General features: G+C 70.6%; 18 protein-coding genes and 1 riboswitch. Of the genes, 5 read left to right on the forward strand and 13 right to left on the reverse strand.

What is annotated here, in order from left to right; genetic code table 11:
- Window positions 1–84: 84 nt before the first annotated feature.
- Window positions 85–1,881, forward strand: coding sequence for a long-chain fatty acid--CoA ligase (locus KVT45_RS02020; RefSeq protein ID WP_217544654.1), 1,797 nt, complete (start codon window positions 85–87; stop codon window positions 1,879–1,881).
- 28 nt (window positions 1,882–1,909) lie between these two features.
- Here KVT45_RS02020 and KVT45_RS02025 read toward each other — a convergent pair whose 3' ends face one another.
- Together KVT45_RS02025 and KVT45_RS02030 are read right to left on the reverse strand one after the other, a co-directional pair.
- A complete protein-coding gene (locus tag KVT45_RS02025) occupies window positions 1,910–3,493 on the reverse strand; it encodes a GMC oxidoreductase (protein ID WP_217544870.1) in 1,584 nt (527 codons plus the stop codon).
- A 414-nt stretch (window positions 3,494–3,907) separates the two neighbouring features.
- Window positions 3,908–5,050 (reverse strand): glycosyltransferase family 4 protein, encoded by a 1,143-nt coding sequence (locus tag KVT45_RS02030; protein ID WP_217544656.1) that lies wholly within the window; start codon window positions 5,048–5,050, stop codon window positions 3,908–3,910.
- A gap of 114 nt (window positions 5,051–5,164) precedes the next feature.
- On the opposite strand from KVT45_RS02030, the gene KVT45_RS02035 reads away from it, so the two are divergent.
- The gene (locus KVT45_RS02035; RefSeq protein WP_217544658.1) at window positions 5,165–6,400 is read left to right on the forward strand and encodes a glycosyltransferase 87 family protein; all 1,236 of its coding nucleotides are present in this window, start codon (window positions 5,165–5,167) and stop codon (window positions 6,398–6,400) included.
- On the opposite strand, the gene KVT45_RS02040 is transcribed toward KVT45_RS02035, so the two are convergent.
- On the reverse strand, window positions 6,361–7,674 hold the full coding sequence (locus tag KVT45_RS02040) for an MATE family efflux transporter (RefSeq protein ID WP_217544871.1): 1,314 nt from the start codon (window positions 7,672–7,674) through the stop codon (window positions 6,361–6,363). The two genes, KVT45_RS02035 and KVT45_RS02040, sit on opposite strands and share 40 nt — an antisense overlap.
- 91 nt (window positions 7,675–7,765) lie before the next feature.
- Between KVT45_RS02040 and KVT45_RS02045 the strand changes: the two genes are divergently transcribed.
- Window positions 7,766–8,299, forward strand: a complete 534-nt coding sequence (locus KVT45_RS02045; protein WP_217544660.1) for a PadR family transcriptional regulator — start codon at window positions 7,766–7,768, stop codon at window positions 8,297–8,299.
- Here KVT45_RS02045 and KVT45_RS02050 read toward each other — a convergent pair.
- From KVT45_RS02050 to KVT45_RS02070, 5 genes are all read right to left on the reverse strand, one after another.
- On the reverse strand, window positions 8,284–9,480 hold the full coding sequence (locus KVT45_RS02050; protein ID WP_308310617.1) for a hypothetical protein: 1,197 nt from the start codon (window positions 9,478–9,480) through the stop codon (window positions 8,284–8,286). The two genes, KVT45_RS02045 and KVT45_RS02050, sit on opposite strands and share 16 nt — an antisense overlap.
- Window positions 9,481–9,510: 30 nt before the next feature.
- The gene (locus KVT45_RS02055) at window positions 9,511–10,530 is read right to left on the reverse strand and encodes an NlpC/P60 family protein (protein WP_217544662.1); all 1,020 of its coding nucleotides are present in this window, start codon (window positions 10,528–10,530) and stop codon (window positions 9,511–9,513) included.
- Between the two features lie 263 nt (window positions 10,531–10,793).
- Window positions 10,794–11,828 carry a C40 family peptidase gene (locus KVT45_RS02060; RefSeq protein ID WP_217544664.1) on the reverse strand — a complete coding sequence of 345 codons (1,035 nt, stop codon included), beginning with the start codon at window positions 11,826–11,828 and terminating at the stop codon, window positions 10,794–10,796.
- A gap of 210 nt (window positions 11,829–12,038) precedes the next feature.
- Window positions 12,039–13,382, reverse strand: a complete 1,344-nt coding sequence (locus KVT45_RS02065; RefSeq protein ID WP_217544666.1) for an NYN domain-containing protein — start codon at window positions 13,380–13,382, stop codon at window positions 12,039–12,041.
- A 40-nt stretch (window positions 13,383–13,422) separates the two neighbouring features.
- The gene (locus tag KVT45_RS02070) at window positions 13,423–13,662 is read right to left on the reverse strand and encodes a hypothetical protein (RefSeq protein ID WP_189947664.1); all 240 of its coding nucleotides are present in this window, start codon (window positions 13,660–13,662) and stop codon (window positions 13,423–13,425) included.
- A 153-nt stretch (window positions 13,663–13,815) separates the two neighbouring features.
- On the opposite strand from KVT45_RS02070, the gene KVT45_RS02075 reads away from it, so the two are divergent.
- Window positions 13,816–14,559, forward strand: a complete 744-nt coding sequence (locus KVT45_RS02075; RefSeq protein ID WP_217544873.1) for a rhomboid family intramembrane serine protease — start codon at window positions 13,816–13,818, stop codon at window positions 14,557–14,559.
- Entirely contained in the window at window positions 14,556–14,837 is a 282-nt protein-coding gene (locus tag KVT45_RS02080; protein WP_217544667.1) for an Lrp/AsnC family transcriptional regulator, read from the forward strand. Before KVT45_RS02075 ends, KVT45_RS02080 begins: the two co-directional genes overlap by 4 nt.
- Window positions 14,838–14,971: 134 nt before the next feature.
- Here KVT45_RS02080 and KVT45_RS02085 read toward each other — a convergent pair whose 3' ends face one another.
- From KVT45_RS02085 to KVT45_RS02105, 5 genes are all read right to left on the reverse strand, one after another.
- The gene (locus KVT45_RS02085; protein ID WP_217544669.1) at window positions 14,972–16,333 is read right to left on the reverse strand and encodes an aminotransferase class V-fold PLP-dependent enzyme; all 1,362 of its coding nucleotides are present in this window, start codon (window positions 16,331–16,333) and stop codon (window positions 14,972–14,974) included.
- 171 nt (window positions 16,334–16,504) lie between these two features.
- Window positions 16,505–16,621: riboswitch (SAM riboswitch) on the reverse strand.
- Window positions 16,622–16,845: 224 nt separating this feature from the next.
- Window positions 16,846–17,910, reverse strand: a complete 1,065-nt coding sequence (gene trpD / locus KVT45_RS02090; protein ID WP_217544671.1) for an anthranilate phosphoribosyltransferase — start codon at window positions 17,908–17,910, stop codon at window positions 16,846–16,848.
- A gap of 132 nt (window positions 17,911–18,042) precedes the next feature.
- Window positions 18,043–19,680, reverse strand: coding sequence for a ubiquinol-cytochrome c reductase cytochrome b subunit (locus KVT45_RS02095; protein WP_217544673.1), 1,638 nt, complete (start codon window positions 19,678–19,680; stop codon window positions 18,043–18,045).
- Entirely contained in the window at window positions 19,677–20,735 is a 1,059-nt protein-coding gene (locus KVT45_RS02100) for a ubiquinol-cytochrome c reductase iron-sulfur subunit (RefSeq protein WP_217544675.1), read from the reverse strand. The genes KVT45_RS02095 and KVT45_RS02100 overlap by 4 nt, the downstream gene beginning before the upstream one ends.
- On the reverse strand, window positions 20,732–21,544 hold the full coding sequence (locus KVT45_RS02105) for a cytochrome c (protein ID WP_217544677.1): 813 nt from the start codon (window positions 21,542–21,544) through the stop codon (window positions 20,732–20,734). Before KVT45_RS02105 ends, KVT45_RS02100 begins: the two co-directional genes overlap by 4 nt.
- Window positions 21,545–21,553: the final 9 nt, after the last annotated feature.

Consider the following 21,553-nt stretch of genomic DNA (forward strand, 5'->3'; position numbering starts at 1 on the left):
GCCCTGAGCACCTGCCCGAGCCTTGGACCGCACCGTCGCATCGCACAACGTCGTGGCGTCGGCGCCCTATGAGGAGCAGCAGTCTTGCGCGAGTTCAGCCTTCCGGCTTTGTACGAGGTCCCCGCGGACGGCAATCTGACCGACATCGTCCGCAGAAACGCCGCGCAGCATCCCGACGTAGCCGTCATGGCCCGCAAGGTCGGCGGTGTCTGGCAGGACGTGACCGCCACCGCCTTCCTGGCCGAGGTGCACGCGGCCGCGAAGGGCCTCATCGCCTCCGGCATCCAGCCGGGCGACCGGGTCGCCCTGATGTCCCGCACCCGCTACGAGTGGACGCTCCTCGACTTCGCGATCTGGAGCGCCGGCGCGGTCACCGTGCCGGTGTACGAGACCAGCTCGCCCGAGCAGGTGCAGTGGATCCTCAGTGACTCCGGCGCGACCGCCTGCGTCGTCGAACTCGACAACCACGCGGCCGCCGTCGAGTCGGTGCGCGAGGCACTGCCCGCCCTCAAGCACGTCTGGCAGATCGAGGCCGGTGCGCTGGAGGAGCTGGGCCGGCTCGGCCAGGGCGTCACCGACGCCACCGTCGACGAGCGCAGCTCGCAGGCGAAGGCGGACGACCCGGCGACCATCGTCTACACGAGCGGTACGACCGGGCGCCCCAAGGGCTGTGTCCTCACCCACCGCAGCTTCTTCGCCGAGTGCGGCAACATCGTGGAGCGCCTGCGCCCCCTCTTCCGCACCGGTGAGTGTTCGGTCCTCCTCTTCCTCCCGCTCGCACACGTCTTCGGCCGGCTCGTCCAGATCGCCCCGATGATGGCGCCGATCAAGCTGGGCTGCGTCCCGGACATCAAGAACCTCACCGACGAACTGGCCGCGTTCCGGCCGACGCTGATCCTCGGCGTCCCGCGCGTCTTCGAGAAGGTCTACAACTCGGCGCGCGCCAAGGCGCAGGCGGACGGCAAGGGCAAGATCTTCGACAAGGCCGCGGACACCGCGATCGCGTACAGCAAGGCGCTGGACACCCCGCCGGGCCCGTCCCTCGGCCTGAAGATCAAGCACAAGACCTTCGACAAGCTCGTCTACAGCAAGCTGCGCGCCGTGCTCGGCGGCAAGGGCGAGTACGCCATCTCCGGCGGCGCCCCCCTTGGCGAGCGCCTGGGCCACTTCTTCCGCGGCATCGGCTTCACGGTCCTGGAGGGCTACGGCCTGACCGAGTCCTGTGCCGCGACCGCGTTCAACCCCTGGGACCGGCAGAAGATCGGTACGGTCGGGCAGCCGCTGCCCGGCTCGGTGATCCGCATCGCGGACGACGGGGAGGTGCTGCTGCACGGCGAGCACCTGTTCAAGGAGTACTGGAACAACCCGGCCGCGACCGCCGAGGCGCTGGCCGACGGCTGGTTCCACACCGGGGACATCGGCACCCTGGACGAGGACGGCTACCTCAGGATCACCGGCCGCAAGAAGGAGATCATCGTCACCGCGGGCGGCAAGAACGTCGCCCCGGCCGTGATCGAGGACCGCATCCGCGCGCACGCGCTGGTCGCGGAGTGCATGGTCGTCGGCGACGGGCGGCCGTTCGTGGGCGCGCTGATCACCATCGACGACGAGTTCCTGGGCCGCTGGGCGGCCGACCACGGTAAGCCGGCGGGTGCCACCGCGGCGTCGCTGCGTGACGACCCGGATCTGATCGCGGCGATCCAGGCCGCTGTCGACGACGGCAACGCCGCGGTGTCGAAGGCGGAATCGGTGCGGAAGTTCCGCATTCTGTCCTCCCAGTTCTCGGAGGAGTCGGGCCACCTGACGCCGTCCCTGAAGCTCAAGCGCAACGTGGTGGCGAAGGACTACGCGGACGAGATCGAGGCCATCTACCAGAAGTAGAGGGGTACTCGGGACATCCTCCCGGTGCTCAGAAGTCCTCGGCGAGAACCCGTTCCATCGTCCGCTCGGCGAGCGCGGTGATGGTGACGAACGGGTTCACGCCGATGTTCCCGGGCACCAGCGAGCCGTCCGTGACGTACAGCTTGGAGTACCCCTTCACCCTCCCGTAGTCGTCGGTCGCCTGCCCCAGTACGCAGCCGCCCAGCGGGTGGTAGCAGAAGTCGTCCGCGAAGACCTTGCTCGCCGAGCCGAACAGGTCGTACCGGTAGATCGTCGCGTTGGCCGCGTTGATCCGGTCGAACAGTTTCTTGGCCATGGCGACCGAGACCGCGCTCTGGGCCGCGGTCCAGCCCAGCTTCACCCCGCCGCTCGCGGAGTCGTAGGTGAAGGACGCCCGTTGGGGGTTCTTGGTGATCGCCAGGTAGAGGCTCACCCAGGTCTCGAACCCGATGGGCAGCGGGGCGATCTCGGCGAAGACCGGGTTGTCGGTGTTGGCCCAGTCGTCGATGCCCATGACCGGCATGGTCGCCTGGTTGGCGCCGGTGGTGTCCCAGATGTGGTTGGCCCGCCCGAGCATGGTGTTGCCGTTGGTGCTCCAGCCGCCCCCCACACTGGAGTTGAGCGCGGGCAGCGCACCGGTGTCCCGGGCCCGGACGAGCAGCTCGGTGGTCCCGAGACTCCCGCCGCCCAGGAACAGATAGGTACAGCTGTACTGCTTGCTCTCGACGACGGCCCCGGTCGTGTCGATCCGGTCGACGCTGAGCACGTACGACCCGTCGCTCGCCCGCGTGACGGCCTTCACCTTCTCCAGGGTGTGGATGGTGACGTTGCCGGTGCCGAGGGCGGCGGCGAGGTAGGTCTTGTCGAGGCTCTTCTTGCCGTAGTTGTTGCCGTAGATGACCTCCTGGGCGAGCGCGGACTTGGTGGCGGTGCCGGCAGCCTCCTGCTGCATGTAGCCGAAGTCGTAGACGTTCGGTACGAAGGTGGTCTTGAGCCCGGTGTTGGCGGCGGCCTTCCGGGACGTCCGGGTGAACTGGTACCACTCGGTCGACTCGAACCAGGTGGCGTCGACGGTGTTGACGCCCAGCATGGTGCGGGCGCGCGGGAAGTACGTGTTGTACATCGCGCTCGCGTCCACGGTCGGGAACTGCTCGGCGAAGTACGACTGGAGCGGGGTGACCGCCATCCCCCCGTTGACCAGCGACCCGCCCCCGACACCGCGCCCGACGTACACGGACATGTTGTCGTAGTGCACCCGGTCGAGCACTCCCGGATAGGCGGTGATGTCCTTGTTGACGACGTCCAGCCAGAGGAAGGAGGCGAGCGGGGCCTCCGTGCGGGTCTTGAACCACATGGACCGCTTGTCCGGGGCGGCGGTGGAACAGAAGATCTTGCCGTCGGAGCCGGCCGTGTTCCACAGCTGGCCCATCTCGATCATGACGGTCCGGATCCCGGCCTGCCCGAGCCGGAGCGCGGCCACGGCCCCGCCGTACCCGGAACCGACCACGATGGCCGGGGCGTTGTCGACGTCGGCCGCTTCCTCGGCGGCCTGCGCCGACTGGAGACCGACACGGGTGAGACCGGCCGCGGCGGCGGTCTGGAGGGCGATCATGCCCAGGATGTGACGTCTGGTCAGCTGACGCTGCATCAGTTTTGCTGTCATGCGCGCAGCATGTGCGGATTTTCCGGTTCCGCCTAGGCCTGCGGCAGAGTTGGCCCGAGCGTTTTGGAACAGACTTTTCCCGGTCGGTGAAAGGGGAGCACCGCAGGATGAGGGAAGCCCGGCTGCGAGGTGTCACGGCGAACCCGGCAGCGCCGTCCGACGTCCTGCTGCAACTGCTGGACCCGGCGGCGGAGGCGGCCTGGGAGGTGCTGTGCAACGCTCCTGGCGGCCTTCCTCGCGGCCCCACGGCAGCGCGAACTCCTCGATCAATGTGAGGTACCGGTCGCGTCAGCGCCCCTTTAGGGGCGCGGGGAACTGCGCGACCAGCCCCCAACGGCCCGCAGCCGAACGACGGCGCATCCTCTAGAGCAACGCCTTGAGCTTGTCCGCAAGGAGATCCCACCGCCACTTCTCCTCAACCCACCGCCGCCCCCGCTCCCCCATCCGCTGACGCAGTTCGGAGTCCCCCAGGAGCGCCACGATCCGCTCGGCGGCCTCCTCGGGGGACCCGCCTCGCACCACCCACCCGGTCTCCCCGTCAAGCACCGCGTCCGGCGCCCCGCCCGAGTCCCCGGCGACGACCGGCAGCCCGGTCGCCGAGGCCTCCAGGTACACGATCCCGAGCCCCTCCACGTCCAGCCCGCCCCGCCGGGTCCGGCACGGCATCGCGAACACGTCACCCGCGCCGAAGTGCGCGGGCAGCTCGGCCCACGGCACCGCCCCCGTGAACCGCACCGACGCCTCGACCCCGGTCTCCCGCACCAGCCGCCGCAGCTCCTTCTCGTACGGCCCGCCGCCCACGATCAGCAGCACCGCGTCCGGCTCGGCGGCCAGGATCAGCGGCATCGCGAGGATCAGCGTGTCCTGCCCCTTGCGCGGCACCAGCCGCGACACGCACACGACCACCGGCCGCTCGCTCAGCCCCAGCCGGGCCCGCACCTCGGCGCCCCCGGAACCGGGGTGGAAGGTCTTCTCGTCCACCCCCGGCGGCAACTGCACCATCCGCTCCGCCGCCCCGGCGCTCAGCGCGGTCGCGATCCGGGACCGCGTGTACTCGCCGAGATAGGTGATCGTGTCGGTCGCGTCCCCGATCCGCCCGAGCAGCTGCCGGGCCGCGGGCAGCTGCGCCCAGCCGGCCTCGTGCCCGTGGGTCGTGGCGACCAGCCGCTGCGCCCCGGCCTTCCGCAACGCCGGCGCCATCAGCCCGAGCGGAGCCGCCGCCCCGAACCACACGGACGTGCACCCGTGCTCCCGCAGCAGCCCGACCGCCGTCCGGGTCGCCCCGGGCGTCGGCAGCAGCATCGTCGTACGGTCGCGTACGACGGTGAAGGGCTGCTCCGCGTCGAACGCGGCGGTGGCCTCGGCACCCTCCCGGCCGCGCTTCCACGTGGACGCGTAGACGACGAGCCGCTCGGGGTCCAGCCGCAGGGCCATGTTGTGCAGAAAGGCCTGGATGCCGCCCGGCCGGGGCGGGAAGTCATTGGTCACGATGAGCGTCTTGTGCATCGCCGCAGACCATACCTGCACAGGGCGTTCGGCCGTGCTTCATGGCCCCCGCACAGGACGTCGGGAGATCATGTGGCCCACGCGACACGGCGATGCCGACGGACAGGGGCTCAGGTGGACAGGACGGGCGTGCGGCGTGCCCTGGTGTTGCTGCTGGTCACCTGGGGTGCCACCCGGCTGGTGCTGCTGCTGTTCGTCCTGAAGGTGTTCGTGTTCCCCGGCGCGGACGTCACCACCGACGTGTCCGTCATCTACCAGGGCTGGTACGAGGTCCTGCGGCACGGAACGTTTCCTCTGGACGACGTCACCTGGCAGTACCCGCCCGCGGCCGCCCTGGCGATCCTCTCCCCCGCGCTGCTGCCCTTCCTGGACTACCCGACCGCCTTCTTCGTACTGGCCTGCCTGGCCGACCTGGTGGTCCTGGCCCTCCTCCTCTACGCCGGCCTGCGCCCCGGCCGGACCCTGCGCGGCGCCTCGGTCTGGGTGCTCGGCGTGCCGCTGCTCGGCCCGACCGTCTACTCCCGCTACGACCTGATGGTCACCGCCGTCGCCGTCGCCGCGCTGCTCGCCGGGGCCCGGCACCCCCGGATCATGGGCGCCCTCGCCGGTTTCGGCGCGATGGTCAAGGTATGGCCGGCGCTGCTGCTCGTGGGTGCCGTACGGCGGCGGGCCTGGGCGTCGGCGGCGGTCACGGCGGGCGCGGTCGGCGCGCTGTTCGCGGTGGCCATGCCGGGCGCGTTCGCCTTCCTGACCTTCCAGCGGGACCGGGGCACCGAGGTGGAGTCCCTGGGCGCGCTGGTCTTCCACATCGCCCGGCACTTCGGCTGGCACGGCGAGGTGCTGCTCAACTACGGCTCGATCGAGTTCCTCGGCCCGGACGTGAAGGCGGTGAGCACGGCGGCCCTGCTGCTCACCGCGCTCGCGTTCGGCTGGCTGCTGCTGTGGCGGCTGTCGGCGATCCGCTTCCGGTCCCACACGCTCGCGGACGCGGCCTTCACCGCCGTCCTGATGTTCACCGTCACCAGCCGGGTGATCAGCCCGCAGTACATGGTGTGGCTGGTGGGCCTGGCCGCCGTCTGCCTCTGCTTCCACGCCAGCCGCATGACCCTGCCCGCGGTGCTGCTCCTCCTGGCGACCTTCGTGACGGTCCTGGAGTTCCCGGTCGGCTTCTCGCACGTCGTGGTGAGCGACTGGTACGGCATCACCCTGCTGGTCCTGCGCAACGGCCTCCTGCTCGCGGCGACAGTCACGGCGGCCCGCGTGCTGTGGCGCGCCACGGTGACCGAGACCGCCGTCGCCCCCTTCCCGTCTCAGGCCACCCGCACGAAGGAGACCCCGGTCTCCTCCTGACTCCGGGACAGCAGCCGCGCGACGGCCGCGCACTGCACCCCCATGGCGAGGGCCAGCGCCAGGCAGATCCCGGGCAGCCCGAGCCCGGACAGGGCGTGCGCGAGCGGCAGTTGCACGGCCGTGCCCAGCAGGGTCACCCGCAGCAGCGCCGGTGCCCCGCCACTGCCCTCGAAGACCCCGCCGAGCGCGATGAACCCGGCCATCAGGAGCAGATACGGCCCGACGCAGCGCAGGAACAGCACGCCCTGGTGGGCGACGGCGGGCCCGGCGCCGAAGGCCGCCATGATCCAGGGCGCGGTCGCGGCGAGCAGGACGGCGGCGGCCAGTCCGAGCGCCCCCGACACCAGCACCGCCTGCGGCCCGATCTCCTTCCGGAGGCAGTGCCCTTCGCCCCGGGTGTGCGCGGTGTGGATCGAGGCCGCCTGGCGCACCGCGTAGAAGGCCATCGTCGCCACGTACATGACCTTGTAGGCGAGGGAGTACGCGGCCACCGCCGGCACCCCGAGCCGGGCCACGATCGCCACCAGCGCCAGCGCGCCGCCCTGCCGGACGGTGAAGTCGGCGGACATGGGCAGCCCGGTGCACAGGGTCCGGCGCAGGGCGGCCGGTACCGGTTCGGCGGCCGGCGCCTGCGCGGCCTTCCGCAGCAGGGCGTTGCGGCGCAGGGCCCGCAGTCCCGCTCCCAGGGCCACGCAGCGGCACAGCACGGTCGAGGCGGCGGCGCCCCGGACGCCGTACAGGTGGATGAGGAACGGGTCGCAGACCAGGATCAGGGCGTTGGCCAGCAGGGCCAGGCGCATCGGTGTGCGGGTGTCGCCGGTGCCCTTGAGGATGCCGTCGACCAGTTGCTGGGCGAAGAAGACGGTCATGCCCGGCAGGGAGATCGCGAAGTAGGCGGTGGCGAGGGACAGGGCCGGGCCCGGGCCGCCGAGGACCAGCCGGGCCAGGGGCTCGCGCAGCAGCAGCCCGCCGGCCACGACCACCGGGGTGACCAGGCCGCACAGCGCCCAGCCGCCGCGTACGGCGGCCCGTACCGCGCCGGGGTCCCGGGCCCCTCTGGCGTGCGCGACGAGCACGGTCGTACCGGAGGCGAAGACCAGGGCGACGCCGAGCAGCACGTTCTCGGCGTTGGTGGCGACGGCGACGGCGGCCACTGCGGCGGAGCCGAGCCGGGAGACCCAGACGGTGTTGATGATCCCGGCGGCGACGGAGGCGAGCAGCGAGACGTAGACGGGGCGGGCGAGTGAGACGAGCTGCCTGCGGTGGGCGTTCACGGTGTTCCCCCTCATGACGGCATACCTCTGATCGAGGTATCTCGAATAGAGGTAACATGAGGGTCGCGACGCCCGCAAGGAGGAATGCAGCGTGCTGGAACTGTCGATCCTGGGCTTCCTCGCCGAGGAGCCCTTGCACGGCTACGAGCTGAAGGAGCGGATCAAGGCGCTGAGCGGGCATGTCCGCCCGGTCAGCGACGGCGCGCTCTATCCGGCGATCGCCCGGCTGGTCGCCGCCGGCCGGCTCGACCAGCGCACCGAGGAGGGCGCGGGCGCGGCCCCGCGCCGGGTGCTGTCGCTGACCGAGCAGGGCCGGGCGGACCTGCTCGACCGGCTGCGCCACCCGAAACAGGCGGAGATCACCGACCACGTCCGCTTCAACACGGTCCTGGCCTTCCTGCGCCACCTCCCGGACCGGGCGGAGCAGGCGGCCGTGCTGCGCCGCCGACTGGACTTCCTGGAGACCCCGTCGAGCTTCTTCTACCGGGACGGCGAGCCGGTGCGGGCGGAGGAGAGCGGGGACCTGTTCCGGGAGGGGATGCTGCGGGTCGCGCGGGCGACCGGCGCGGCCGAGCGGGCGTGGCTGACGGAGGCGATCGAGCGGCTGGCTCAGTCGCCGAGCTGAGACGTCAGGTAGTCACGCCAGCGGGCGGTGAAGTCCGGCAGGGTCGTCCCGAGTTCGGTCTTCAGCGCGTCCTCGACGGCGCCCGCCCGCTCCTTGTGCGCGCCGACGGCCCGGTAGAAGGCGCCGAGCTTCTCCTCGCCCCAGTGGCCGGCGATCATCCGGCAGGCCAGCCAGCCGCCCTCGTAGGCCTGGGCCAGCTTGGTGGGGTCGTCGGTGAAGCCGAAGTCCTTGTCCGCCGGGAGGTCTTCGGGGACGTCCCCGGCCTCGACGGCGCGGGCGAGTTCCGGTGCGGCCGCGGTGGGCGTGCGGCCGGTGTCGAGGTAGCCGATCCAGTCGGCGTAGCCCTCGGAGAGCCAGAGCGGGGTGGCGGCCGTGGTGTGGGCACGGGTGGCCACATGGGTCGTCTCGTGGGTGAGGACGACCTGCCTGCCGACCGAGCCGAGGCCGGCGTACGCCTCCGGGTTGAGGATGACCCGGTCCGCGGGCGTCTGGCCCGAGCCGCCCGCCTCGCCGGTGGTGACGGCGGCGATGCCCCGGTAGTTGGAGGCGGGGGCGCCCAGCAGGCCTGCCATCCCGTTCAGCGACCCGGGTACGAGCAGGACCACCCGCCGGGTCCAGTCCGTGCCCCAGGCCTTGGAGACCTCGGGGACGGCGGTGTCGGCGAGCCGGGCGTAGCCGCGCAGCGTGGCCCCGGACTGGCCGACGCCGAGGACGAGGGCGTGGGTGCTCTTGAGGGCGGTGACCTTGCCCTGGTCCCAGAGTTGCTGCGCGGACTTCTTGGCGGGCCTGTCGTATGTGACATACCACTGTCCGTCGGCGGTGCGGCTGAGCGTGAGCGTACGGTCCGTCGTCACCGGCGCCTTGTCGTAGCCCTGTATCCGGTAGCTGAGCTGCGCGTCGGCGGTGGCGCCTGCGCCGTCGGGGTGGAGGGCGGTCAGCCGGTAGCTCCAGTCGGCGAGCGGTACGGCCCGCAGGTTCACGTACGGGCTCCGGGTGCCGGTCTCGGCGTACGCCTTCTCGTCGTGGCCGAGGACCGCGGCCGCGCGGCGGTCCAGGACCTGCTGCACCTGGGCCATCGCCGCGCCGGTCGACGACTGCCCGCCGCCGCATCCGGTCAGCGGCAGGAGCAGCAGACACAGCCCCACCGCTCCTGAGCGCCACGCCCGTCCATGACCAGCCACTTTCCGATCGTACGGGTCGGGGCCCGGAAGTCAGGGCCGGGTGACGGAGGAGACGGGCATCATTCCGACCGGGTCGTAGCGGACCGGGGCACCCGGGTAGGGGGCGTGGATGACCTGGCCGTTGCCGACGTACATGGCCACATGGCTGGCGTCGGAGCGGTAGACGACCAGGTCACCGGGTTGCGCCTGGGAGAGCGGGACCTGGTGGCCGGCGTAGCGCTGCTCCTGCGAGGTGCGCGGGAGGTGGATCCCGGCGTGGGCGTACGACCACTGCATCAGGCCCGAGCAGTCGAAGCCGGAGGGGCCGCTGGCACCCCAGACGTACGGCTTGCCGAGGGCGGAGCGGGCGGCGGCGATCGCGGCGGCGGCGCGGCCGTCGGGGGCGGCGACGCCGGAGAGGTCGGGCAGGTCGGCCCGGCCGTCGCCGCGGGATGCGTGCTCGAAGGCGGCGCGGTCGGCGGCGGGCATCGCGTCGAGGAGTTGCCGGGCCCTGGCGAGCTTGTTCTCCACGACGGCCTTGTGGGAGGCGACCGCCCTGCGGCTGCGCTCCAGTTCGGCGAGTTTCCCGGCGGCCTCGTCGCGCTCCTGGGCGAGTTCGCGCATCGCCGTCCGGAGCTGCCGGAGCTGCCCGGCCCGGCGGATGTCGATGCGGTCGATGAGGGAGGCCCGGTCGAGGTAGTCCTGGGGGTCGTCGGAGAACAGCAGGGCCACGGTGGGGTCGATGCCGCCGGAGCGGTACTGGGCGCCGGCCAGCGAACCGAGCGCCTCCCGCATGATGTTGATGCGCTGCTGCTGGCGGGCGATGTGGTCCTGGGAGTCGTGCACCTCGCGGCGCAGCGCGCCGGCCCGCTCGTCGGCCTTGTCGTAGACCTCGGTCGCCTCCTCGGCCTGCTGGTACAGCCGGTCCACCTCGGCGCGGCTGTCGGCGTGCGGGGCGGCGCTCGCCGGTACGGCACCGAGCGCGGCGGCCGCGGCCGACAGCACGCAGAGAGCGGCACCGGCGCCCCGGTTGAACCCGGACGACGATGCGAGACGGCGATGAGACCCCACGGCGGTCCTTCTGCTGGCGGACAGGTACCGCTTCCCCCGGCGCGGGGACGGGGGTGCCCCGGCGCCGGAGGAAACGCGCCCGACAGTAGCCGCGCGACCGCACCCCGGCCAAAGACCTCGGCGGCCACGCAAACGTGACGCCCCGCCGCTGACGCAGGTCACCGGCGGGGCGTGGAGTCAGTTCCGGTTGCCGGGATTCGCCCGTTCGGGCGCCACAGCAAGTTGATCTTCGGCCGTACGGGTGTCGGCGTCACCCGGTGCGGTCAGATACGGACGCCGAACTCGAAGGTCATGTCGCTCATCGCCTCGTAGCGCACGACGGCGCCGGTGTGCGGGGCGTGCAGCACCTGGCCGTTGCCGGCGTAGAGGCCGACGTGGTGGTAGTCGCCGTAGAAGATGACCAGGTCGCCGACCTTGAGGTCGCTCGCGCTGTAGATGCGGGTGCCGGCGTTGGCCTGTGCCTCGGAGGTGCGCGGGATGGTGACGCCGGCCTGGGCATAGGCCCAGGAGGTCAGGCCCGAGCAGTCGAAGGAGGACGGGCCGGAGGCGCCGTAGACGTACGGCGAGCCGATCACGGACTGGGCGGCGGCGAAAGCGCTGGCGGCCCGGCCGGAGGCGGAGCCCGTGTTGCCGAGGTCCACGCGCGAGGAGGCGCGGCTGGCGGCCTGGGCCTGCTCGGCGTCGAGCGCGGCCTTCTCCTTGGCCGTCAGGGTGTTGAGCAGCTTCTGCGCGTCGGCGAGCTTGCCCTGGACGGCCGACTTCTGCTTGGCCAGCTCGGTGCGGGTGGCGGAGAGGTCCTTGAGCTTGTCGGAGGCCTCTGCCCGCTCCTGGGCGAGTTCGCGCTGTTTGTCCTGAATCTTCTTCAGGGCCTCGACCTGCTGGCTGCTCAACTGGTCGAGCGTGGACGCCTTGTCGAGGTAGTCGTCCGGGTCGGACGAGAGGAAGAGCTGGACCGACGGGTCGATGCCGCCCGAGCGGTACTGCGCGGTGGCCAGCGAACCGAGGCTGTCCCGCAGCTTGTTGAGGTCTTCCTGACCACGGGCCACGTTGTCCTGGATCGTGGATATTTCCTTCTGCAGCTTCTGCTGCTTGTCCTTGGCCCCGTCGAGCTTCTCGGTGGCCTGCTCGGCCTCCTCGTAGAGCTTGTCGACCTTCGCCTTGACCTCGTCCTTGGTCAGCTTCTCGCTGGGCGCCGCGTTGGCGGCGTTGGCGCTGAGGACTACAGCGGCGGCGGCCGCGGTGGTGAGCACGGTCACGCGCGCACGACTCGGCTGCTTCAGTCGACGATGGGACGCCACGGAGACGGGCTCCTTCGTTTGAGTGATCACCCGTGTGGAGGTTCGAGCCCAGACCCTAGTGACCTACCTGTGATCAGTTCAAACCCAGCAGCCAAAAAAGTGGTCACGCAACGCACTCTTTGCACATAACTCACGAGCAGTAATGCGCGATTGACGCTACGTTGCGTGACGGTTCGGTCAATTCGGGCATTGCATATGCGGGTTGCACGTTCAGGACAGTCGCTTCAGAAGCATCGCAGAAGCCACCGGACGGGCACCCGCCTTCGCGACCCCGTCGGCGACCTCGCGGTCGGTCGAGGCGACGATCACCGGACGGCCCGGCGGCTCGGCGCGCACCAGCTGACGGATCAACTCGTCCGCGGTGACACCGGGCTTCGAGAACAGCACCCGGACCCCGCGCGGCGGGGCGAGCAGCACCGGCGCGGCCAGCTCGGCGCCGTCGAAGACACAGGTGACCTCGGCGCCGGTCTGGGCGGCGAGCTGGGAGAGCTGGCCGAGCAGCCGCAGCCGCTGCTTCTCCAGCGGCATCTGCGGATAGCCGGTCTTGGTCACGTTGTAGCCGTCGACGACCAAGTGCGCCTGGGGAAGGGCGAGCAGCTGGTTGAGGATGGCCGGGTCGTTCTCGGACAGTGCGCGCGCCGCGATGTCCTTCGGGGTCATTCGTCCCGGTTCGACGGCATCCACGGTCTCGGCGGGCCGCATCGACACCGGCGGCAGGGCCAGCTCCCGGCGCAGCCCCTGGGCCGCGTCGAGGACGGTGTCGAGCAGCAGCCGCAGCCGCATGTCCTCGACGCTGCGCCCCTCACGGGCGGCCCGGCGGCTGGCCTCCAGGGCCGCCTCGACCTCGCCGAGCCGGGCCTTGAGCCGCCGGCTCTCGCTCTCGGCGGCGGACACCTGGGCCTGCCCCTCGGTCCGCCCCGCCTCCATCTCGCCCTGCATCTTGCGCAGGGCGGCCTCACCGCGCTTGACGTCACTCAGTGCGGCCCGCAGCTTGCGATGAAGCGATTCCGCTTCCTTCTTGGCCGCGTCCAGCTCGGCGCGCAGCCGCTCCGTCTCGGCCCGGGTCTGCTCCCGCGCCCGGTCCAGCTCCTCGCGCAGCCGCTCCAGTTCGGCCCGGCTCTCCTCGTCGGCCCGCTCGGCGTCGGCCCGCTGGGCCTCCTCGCCGGCCGCCGCCACCAGCTTCACCCAGCCCGTGGGGCGCAGTACATAGGCCGCGGCCGCCACGTCGAGCGGGTCCGCGGCCGGGGGCGGGGAGCCTGAGTCCAGGGCGCCGGCCAGTTCCGGCTGGGCCTCTCTCAGCTTCTCCCCGATCCGCTGCCGGAAGAGGGTGTCCGTCTCCAGCGCGGCCGCCATCGCGTTCCCGGCGAACTTGGCGCGACGATTCGGGGCGAACCGGGCGTACTGTCGCAGCTGTGCGGGCAGTTCGGCGAGGGTCAGCCCGCCGAAGCCGTCCGACACGATCTGGACGACCCGCCGTCGCACACCGTCGGGCAACGGACGGTCAAGCACCTCGGCGGTGCCGTCGCCCGGCCCCCCGCCTGTGGTCTCCACCATCCGTCACACCCCATCACCTGTACGGGGCCGGCTCCCGGTATCAGGAGTCGGCACCCGGCCTGTCCACCAGTTCCACCTGGTCCACCGCGTTGCACCAGCGGCAGCGCACCGACTCGATGGTCTCACTGACCACCTCGCGCTCCTCGACCCTGGGCTCACCGGCCAGGTCGAGGTGCACGTACTCGACCACCTTCGACGAGCGGGTCACGTCGAAGCGCGTGAGGTTGCCGCAGAGGGTGCAGCGCCACCGCGTCGTGGCGGTCGGCAGGGGAACCGTCATCGTGGCTTGTTCGCTTCCTTCTAGTGTCCGTGACGCGCCGTCCCGACGCGTGTGGCTCGTAACCCTACGGCCTGGCGGGTACTCGATGCCGCCCCATCTGCGGCGGCGAGGCGATCTGCACCACTGCATCCCGTTACGCCATGCTCTATGTCCATGATCGGCAACTGGAACACGACGGCCGCCCGGACCCTGCGGAGCCTGAGGGGCACGTCCGCGCCCATGACGTACACCCTGATCGCCGTGTGCTGCCTGATCTTCGTGCTCGGCCCCGCCTCCGGTCTCACCCCGTCCTACGGCACCGGGGAGGCCCTGGCGGCCGCGCAGCGGGCGTATTTCCGGCGCTGGGGGGTGGTTCCCGCCGACGTGTTCGACGGTCCGGCGCGGGAGGCGCTCACCCCGGCCACGGCGCTGTTCGTCCACGGCAGCTGGGTGCACCTGCTCGGCAACATGCTCTTCCTCTTCGTCTTCGGGGCGATGACCGAGGAACGGATGGGCCGCGTGGAGTTCACGCTCTTCTACATCGGCTGCGGCTACCTCGCGCTGCTCGGCTACGCGGCCGCCAACGCCACGTCCCAGCAGTCGCTGGTGGGGGCGTCCGGGGCGATCTCGGGGGTCCTCGGCGCGTTCCTGTACCTGTTCCCCAGCGCCCGCGTGACCAGTCTCCTGCCCTTCCTCTTCTTCCTCCCGCTCCGCTTCCCGGCCTGGGTGGTCCTCCCCTTCTGGGCGGCCCTGCAGTGGCTGGCCCTGAACGAGGCCCCCTCCGGCCCCGGCGTGGCCTACCTCGCCCACCTCGTCGGCTTCGGACTCGGCTTCGGCTACGCGTGGGTGCGATACGGCCGTACGACTAAAGTGAGAACCGCCCGAGCTCCGGCACCCGAGGGAGAGAACCAGCCGTGATCACCGCGATCGTCCTCATCAAGACCAGCGTGGACCGGATCCCCGAGATCGCGGAACGGATCGCCTCGCTGGACAGTGTCAGCGAGGTCTTCTCCGTCACCGGTACGTACGACCTGATCGCCATGGTCCGGGTGAAGCAGCACGAGGACCTGGCCGAGGTCATCCCCGGCTCCATCAGCAAGATCCCCGGCGTGGAGGCCACGGACACCCACGTCGCGTTCCGCACGTACTCCCAGCACGACCTGGAGGCGGCGTTCGCGATCGGCCTGGACAGCTGAAGCGCCCGTAAGGGGCGCGGGGAACTGCGCGACCAGCCACGACGGACCCGCGCGGGGGCCACGGTGCTTCGTGCCCGGCTGCGGGCCGGTGGGGGCCGAGCACACAGTTCCCCGCGCCCCTTACGGGGCGCTGATCACACCGCCGGGACGCAGCGACCCTCTTCTGTGCGGTACGACCACTTCGCGCCGTCGGTCACCAGTTCCCGTACCGCCGTCACGAAACGCTCGACATGCTCGTCCGGCGTCCCCGCGCCGAAGCTCACCCGGATCGCGTTGAGCGACTTCTCGCCCGGTGCCGCCTCCGGCGCCCCGCACTCGCCCTGGGTCTGGGGGTCGGAGCCCAGCAGCGTCCTGACCAGCGGGTGGGCGCAGAAGAGGCCGTCGCGGACGCCGATGCCGTACTCGGCGGAGAGGGCGGCGGCGAAGTGGGAGCTGTTCCAGCCGTCCACCACGAAGCTGATCACGCCGACGCGCGGGGCGTCGTCACCGAAGAGGGAGAGGACCCGGACCTCGGGGACCTCGGCCAGCCCCGCCCGCACCTTCTCGATCAGGTACTGCTCGCGGGCGACCAGAGTGTCGAAGCCGGCCTCGGTGAGCGCCTTGCAGGCGGAGGCGATGGAGTAGGCGCCGATGACGTTCGGGGAGCCCGCCTCGTGCCGCGCCGCGCTCTCGTGCCACTCCACGGCCACTCCCCCGTCCTCGCGCCGGGTGACCTTGCGGCTGGCGCCGCCGCCCGCGAGGTAGGGGTCGGCCGCCCGGAGCCAGTCGGCGCGGCCGGCCAGGACACCGGAGCCGAAGGGGGCGTACAGCTTGTGGCCCGAGAAGGCGACCCAGTCGACGTCCAGGTCCCGGACGGACACGGGGTGGTGCGGGGCCAGCTGGGCGGCGTCCAGGACGATCCGGGCGCCGTGCGCGTGCGCGGCGGCCGCCAGCTCGCGGACCGGCCACAGCTCGCCGGTGACGTTGGAGGCGCCGGTGACGCAGACCAGGGCCGGGCCGTAGGGGTCGCGGTCGGCGAGGGCGCGTTCCAGGGTCTCGACGGCCTGCCGCGGGGTGCGGGGCGCGTTGAGGTAGGTGACCCGGGCGTCCTTCCAGGGAAGCAGGCTCGCGTGGTGCTCGGTCTCGAAGACGAAGACCTGGCAGTCGGCGGGGACGGCGGCGGCGAGCAGGTTCAGGGAGTCGGTGGTGGAGCGGGTGAAGATCAGCTGGTCGTCGGGGCGGCAGTCGAGGAACTCGGCGACGGTCCGGCGGGCGTTCTCGAAGAGGTCCGTGGAGAGCTGGGAGAGGTAGCCGGCGCCGCGGTGGACGCTGCCGTAGTAGGGCGCGTACGCCGCCACGTCGTCCCAGACCCGCTGGAGGGCGGGGGCGCTGGCCGCGTAGTCGAGGGCGGCGTAGGTGACCTCGCCGCCGGTGACCAGCGGGACGATGACATCCCTACCCAGAACGGGCAGCGGGGAACAAAGCGACTGGGCGGAGGCAGCGGTGGAGACAGACATGACGGAACTCCCGTGAGAGGCAAGCCGGAATCACCGTGCGAGCGCGCGGACGACCGCGGCTCCGGCACGGAGAAAAAGGAAAAGGGGATGCGGAGGCGGGGCTCTGCGGCCCTATCGCATTCGCTTGCTCACAGAAGACTCCTCGACGACCAGGACCCCTGGTGTACGAGGGGTCCGCGCTTGCCGTAGACCTCGCTGCCTACGGCCTGGTCTTCACCCGGGGCACCCCGCCACGGACGGAGGGTTGCCGGACAGTCGGCCGGGGCCTCATGACTGTCACTCATGACCTGGCAAGAAACGTAGATGAAGTGATCGCGGACGCGCAACTCCTGTCCGGATGACGGGACACCCGCAGGGGCCCACGCCGGCTGGGCACCGCCGAGAGGGCCGTGTACGGCTGATCGCCGTTGCAGCGGCGGAAGAGTTTCCTCCTTCTCCGCCGCAACGGCGATCAGCCACGACGGCGGCGCCCGGCGGCGCCGAGCCCCGCCTCAGCCCGCCGACCGCGCCGCCTACCTGTTCGTCGCCGCCGCCCAGCGCTCCAGCGCCCGCTTGGCCGAGCCCGAGTCGATCGACTCCGCCGCCTTGTCCATGCCCGCCCGGAGCTGCTCGGCGAGCGTCCCCGTGCCGGGGTCCAGGGCCACCAGGGCCGCCGCCGAATTGAGCAGCACCGCGTCCCGTACCGGCCCTTGCTCGCCGTCCAGCAGCCTGCGGGCGACCTCCGCGTTGTACGACGGGTCACCGCCCCGCAGCGCCTCCACGGGGACCAGGTCGATGCCGACGTCACGGGGGTCGAAGGTCTCCTCCGCGACCTTGCCGTCGCGGACGATCCAGACATGGGACGCGGCGGTCGTCGTCAGCTCGTCGAGGCCGTCGTCGCCGCGGAAGACCAGGGAGGAGTTGCCGCGCTCCGCGAAGACGCCCGCGACCACGGGGGCCATGCGCGGGTCCGCGACGCCGACCGCCTGGGCCCGGACCTTCGCGGGGTTGGTCAGCGGGCCGAGGATGTTGAAGACCGTGCGGATGCCCAACTGGCCGCGTGCGGCGCCCGCGTGACGCAGCGCCGGATGGAACTTGATGGCGAAGCAGAAGGTGATGCCCGCCTCCTCGGCGACCTCGGCGACCCGCTGCGGGGTCAGGTCGAGATTGACGCCCAGCTTCTCCAGGACGTCCGAGGCCCCGGACGCGGAGGAGGCCGCGCGGTTGCCGTGCTTGACGACCTTCGCCCCGGTGCCGGCCACCACCAGCGCCGACATCGTGGAGATGTTCACCGTCTTCGCGCCGTCACCGCCGGTCCCGACGACGTCGACGGTGCGGCCCGGCACCTCGATGACGTTGGCGTGCTCGTACATCGTGCGGACGAGGCCGTTGATCTCCTCGACCGTCTCGCCCTTGGCGCGCAGGGCGACGACGAAGCCCGCGATCTGGGCGTCGGTCGCCTGGCCGCGCATGATCTGGTCCATCGCCCAGGCCGTCGCGTCGGCGCTCTGGTCCTTGCCGTACAGCAGGGCGTTCAGTACCCCGGGCCAGGAACGGCCCGCCGCGATGTCGCCTCCAGCGGGGGTCACAGCGCTCATAAGGCCGCTCCTGATCGTCGTACGCGAAATGAAGGTCTCACCGCCTACCCTATCCAGCTCCGGGCACCGCGAAGGGCCCCCGTCCGGTGTACGGACGAGGGCCCTTCGGCTGTGGCGTGGCGACGCGGTGGATCAGTGGTGGCCGTGGCCGCTCGTGATCTCCTTGTACTCCTCGACGGTCGGCTTCGGGATCTGGTTGTCCTCGCCGTAGTAGGCGTTGCTCAGCTTGGCGCGGAGCTTCTCGGACCCCTTGATCTTGCGTTCGACACCGTTCTCGTCGACCGCCGGGCCGACCTGGGCCGGCTCGTACTGGTGGTGCGCCGTGAGGGTGTGCAGCTGCTCCTGCGAGAGCGGCTCGTGGACCTCGATGAACTCACCGTGCGGCAGCCGCTTGATGATGCCGGTCTCGCGACCGTGCAGCACCTTCTCGCGGTCCCGGCGCTGCAGGCCGAGGCAGATCCGCTTGGTGACGATGAACGCGATCACCGGTCCGGCGAAGAAGAAGATCCGGACGAACCAGGTCACGTCGTTGATCGACAGGTGGAAGTGGGTGGCGATGAGGTCGTTGCCACCACCGATCAGGCCGATCATGTACACGGTCACCCAGGCGACGCCGAACCCGGTACGGGTCGGGGCGTTGCGCGGGCGGTCCAGGATGTGGTGCTCGCTCTTGTCCCCGGTGACCCAGGACTCGATGAACGGGTAGAGCGCGATCGCGCCCAGCACCAGCCCGAACAGGACCAGCGGGATGAAGACGCCCAGGACCAGGGTGTGGCCCCAGAAGTTGATCTCCCAGCCGGGCATGTAACGGATCAGACCCTCGGCGAAGCCCATGTACCAGTCGGGCTGGGCGCCGGTGGACACCTGGTCCGGACGGTAGGGGCCCATGGCCCAGATCGGGTTGATCTGGGTGGTCGCCGCGATGGCCGCGATGACACCGAAGACCAGGAAGAAGAAGCCTCCGGCCTTGGCCATGTAGACCGGCAGCAGCGGCATGCCGACGACGTTCTTCTCGGACTTTCCGGGACCCGCGAACTGCGTGTGCTTGTGGTAGAAGACCAGGATCAGGTGGCCCACCACCAGGCCGAGCATGATGCCCGGCAGCAGCAGGATGTGGATCGAGTAGAACCGGGCGACGAAGTCGTGGCCGGGGAACTGCCCGCCGAAGAGGAAGAACGAGATGTACGTGCCGACGATCGGCATGGACAGGATCGCGCCCTCGGTGAAGCGGACACCGGTGCCGGAGAGCAGGTCGTCCGGGAGCGAGTAACCGGTGAAGCCGGTGAACATGCCCAGGACGAACAGCAGGAAGCCGAACAGCCAGTTGATCTCACGCGGCTTGCGGAACGCGCCGGTGAAGAACACGCGCATCATGTGCACGAACATGCCGGCGAGGAAGATCAGCGCGGCCCAGTGGTGGATCTGCCGGATGAGCAGACCACCGCGCACGTCGAAGGAGATGTGCAGGGTCGAGTTGAACGCCTCGGACATCATCTGTCCCTGGAGCGGGACGTAGCTGCCGTGGTACACCACCTCGTTCATCGACGGGTGGAAGAACAGCGTCAGATACACACCCGTGAGGATGATGATGATGAAGCTGTACAGGCACACTTCGCCCAACATGAACGACCAGTGGTCGGGGAAGATCTTGCGCATGTTGGACTTGGCGAGGGAGTAGATCCCGAGCCGTCCGTCGGCCCAGTCGGCGACACGCTCGCCGGCCGGCGCCGTCCCGCGTTCGCGGGACTCGGTGTTCTCTGTAGTGCTCATCCGCGCTCCCAGAAGGCAGGCCCGACGGGCTCCTCGAAGTCGCCGAGCGCCTGGAGGTAGCCCTCCTCGCTCACGCCGATGCGCAGCTGCGGCAGGGCGTGACCGGCCGGGCCGAAGATCACTCGGGCTCCGTCGGAGAGGTCGAAGGTGGACTGGTGGCACGGGCAGAGCACGTGGTGGGTCTGCTGCTCGTACAGCGAGATCGGGCAGCCCACGTGGGTGCAGATCTTCGAGTAGGCGACGATCCCCTCGTGCGACCACTCCAGCTCGCGCTTGTCCTTGATGTTGTCCGGCTGCAGCCGGATGATCATCAGGGCCGCCTTCGCCATCACGTTCTGGAAGTCCTCCTGGGACTCCTCGACGCCCTCGGGCTTGGCGAAGGTCAGCGAGCCGACGGCGACGTCGGAGGGACGCAGCGGCTCGTTGGTGTTCATGTTGACGAGCAGCTTGCCCTTCGACCACGCCGTGTGGCGCAGCGAGGTGCCGGGCAGCGGGCCGAGGTCGCGCAGCAGCACGACGCCGGAGAGCGGGACCAGGGTCAGCGCGCCGAACATGGTGGTGCGGATCAGCTTGCGCCGGCCGATCGCCGACTCCTTGGCACCCTGCTTGAAGTCGGCCAGGACCTTGGCCTTGACCTCCGGCGGGGCCGAGATGGCGTGCCGCTCGTCGGCGACCTCCACGTCGGACATCAGGGTGCGGGCCCAGTGGACCGCGCCCGCGCCGATGCAGAACAGCGCCGCACCGAGGGTCAGGCCCAGAGCGAAGTTCAGCGCGCTGATGTGACCGATCGGGAAGACGAAGATCGACTTGTCTTTCGGGATCGTCACATAGGAGGCGATGAAGCCGACCGTGGCCAGCATCGACACCGTGAACAGCATGGCCACGACGCGCTCGGACCGCTTGGCGGCCCGCTCGTCGATGTCCTGGATCCGGTGCTCGTGGGGCGGCAGACCGGGATCCGTGAACGGGTCCTTCTCGTCCGCGACGCTCACGGCGCCGTGCGTGTGGTCCTGCTCAGCGGGCAGGTTCTCTTCTGGAATGTCTTGGCTACTCATGACTTCTTGGCCTTTGCGGTCCGAGCGGCGACCCAGACGGCGACCGCGATCAGTGCACCGAGACCGAAGATCCACGCGAACAGACCCTCGCTGACCGGCCCGAGGCCGCCCAGGTCGAGACCGCCGGGGTTCTCCGTGTTGCTGCTGTTGACCGCGTTCAGGTACGCGATGATGTCCTTCTTGTTCTTCTCCGTCAGCGTGGTGTCGGGGAAGGACGGCATGTTCTGCGGGCCCGTCTGCATGGCCTCGTAGATGTGCTTCGGGTCGACGCCCTCAAGGCTCGGCGCGAACTTGCCCTTGGTCAGCGCACCGCCCGAGCCCACGAAGTTGTGGCACTGCGCGCAGTTGGTGCGGAAGAGCTCGCCACCCTTGGCGATGTCGGCACCGTCCGGGCCGTACTGCTCCGAGGTGGGGACCTCGGGACCGGCGCCCAGCGAGGCGATGTACGCCGCGAGCTGGTCGATCTGGGCCTGGGTGTAGATGTTCTTCTTCGCGACGACCTGCGGGCCCTGCGAGGTGGCGGCCGGCATACGGCCGGTGCCGACCTGGAAGTCGACGGCCGCGGCGCCCACGCCCACCAGGCTGGGGCCGTCGGACGAGCCCTGACCGCCGGTGCCGTGGCAGCTGGCGCAGCCGACCGAGTAGAGCTTCTTGCCCTCCTCGATGGTCAGGGACTGAGATGTTTCATCGGCCTGCGCCTTGCCCGCGGGTGCGAACGCGGCGTACAGCCCCCCTGTGCATGCCAGCGCGAGGAGTAGGACGACGACCGCCGCCAGCGGATGGCGTCGTCGTGCGGAGAGCTTTTTCACGGATTACCC

The sequence above is a fragment of the Streptomyces sp. GbtcB6 genome, from assembly GCF_019091475.1.
GTDB lineage: Bacteria > Actinomycetota > Actinomycetes > Streptomycetales > Streptomycetaceae > Streptomyces > Streptomyces hyaluromycini.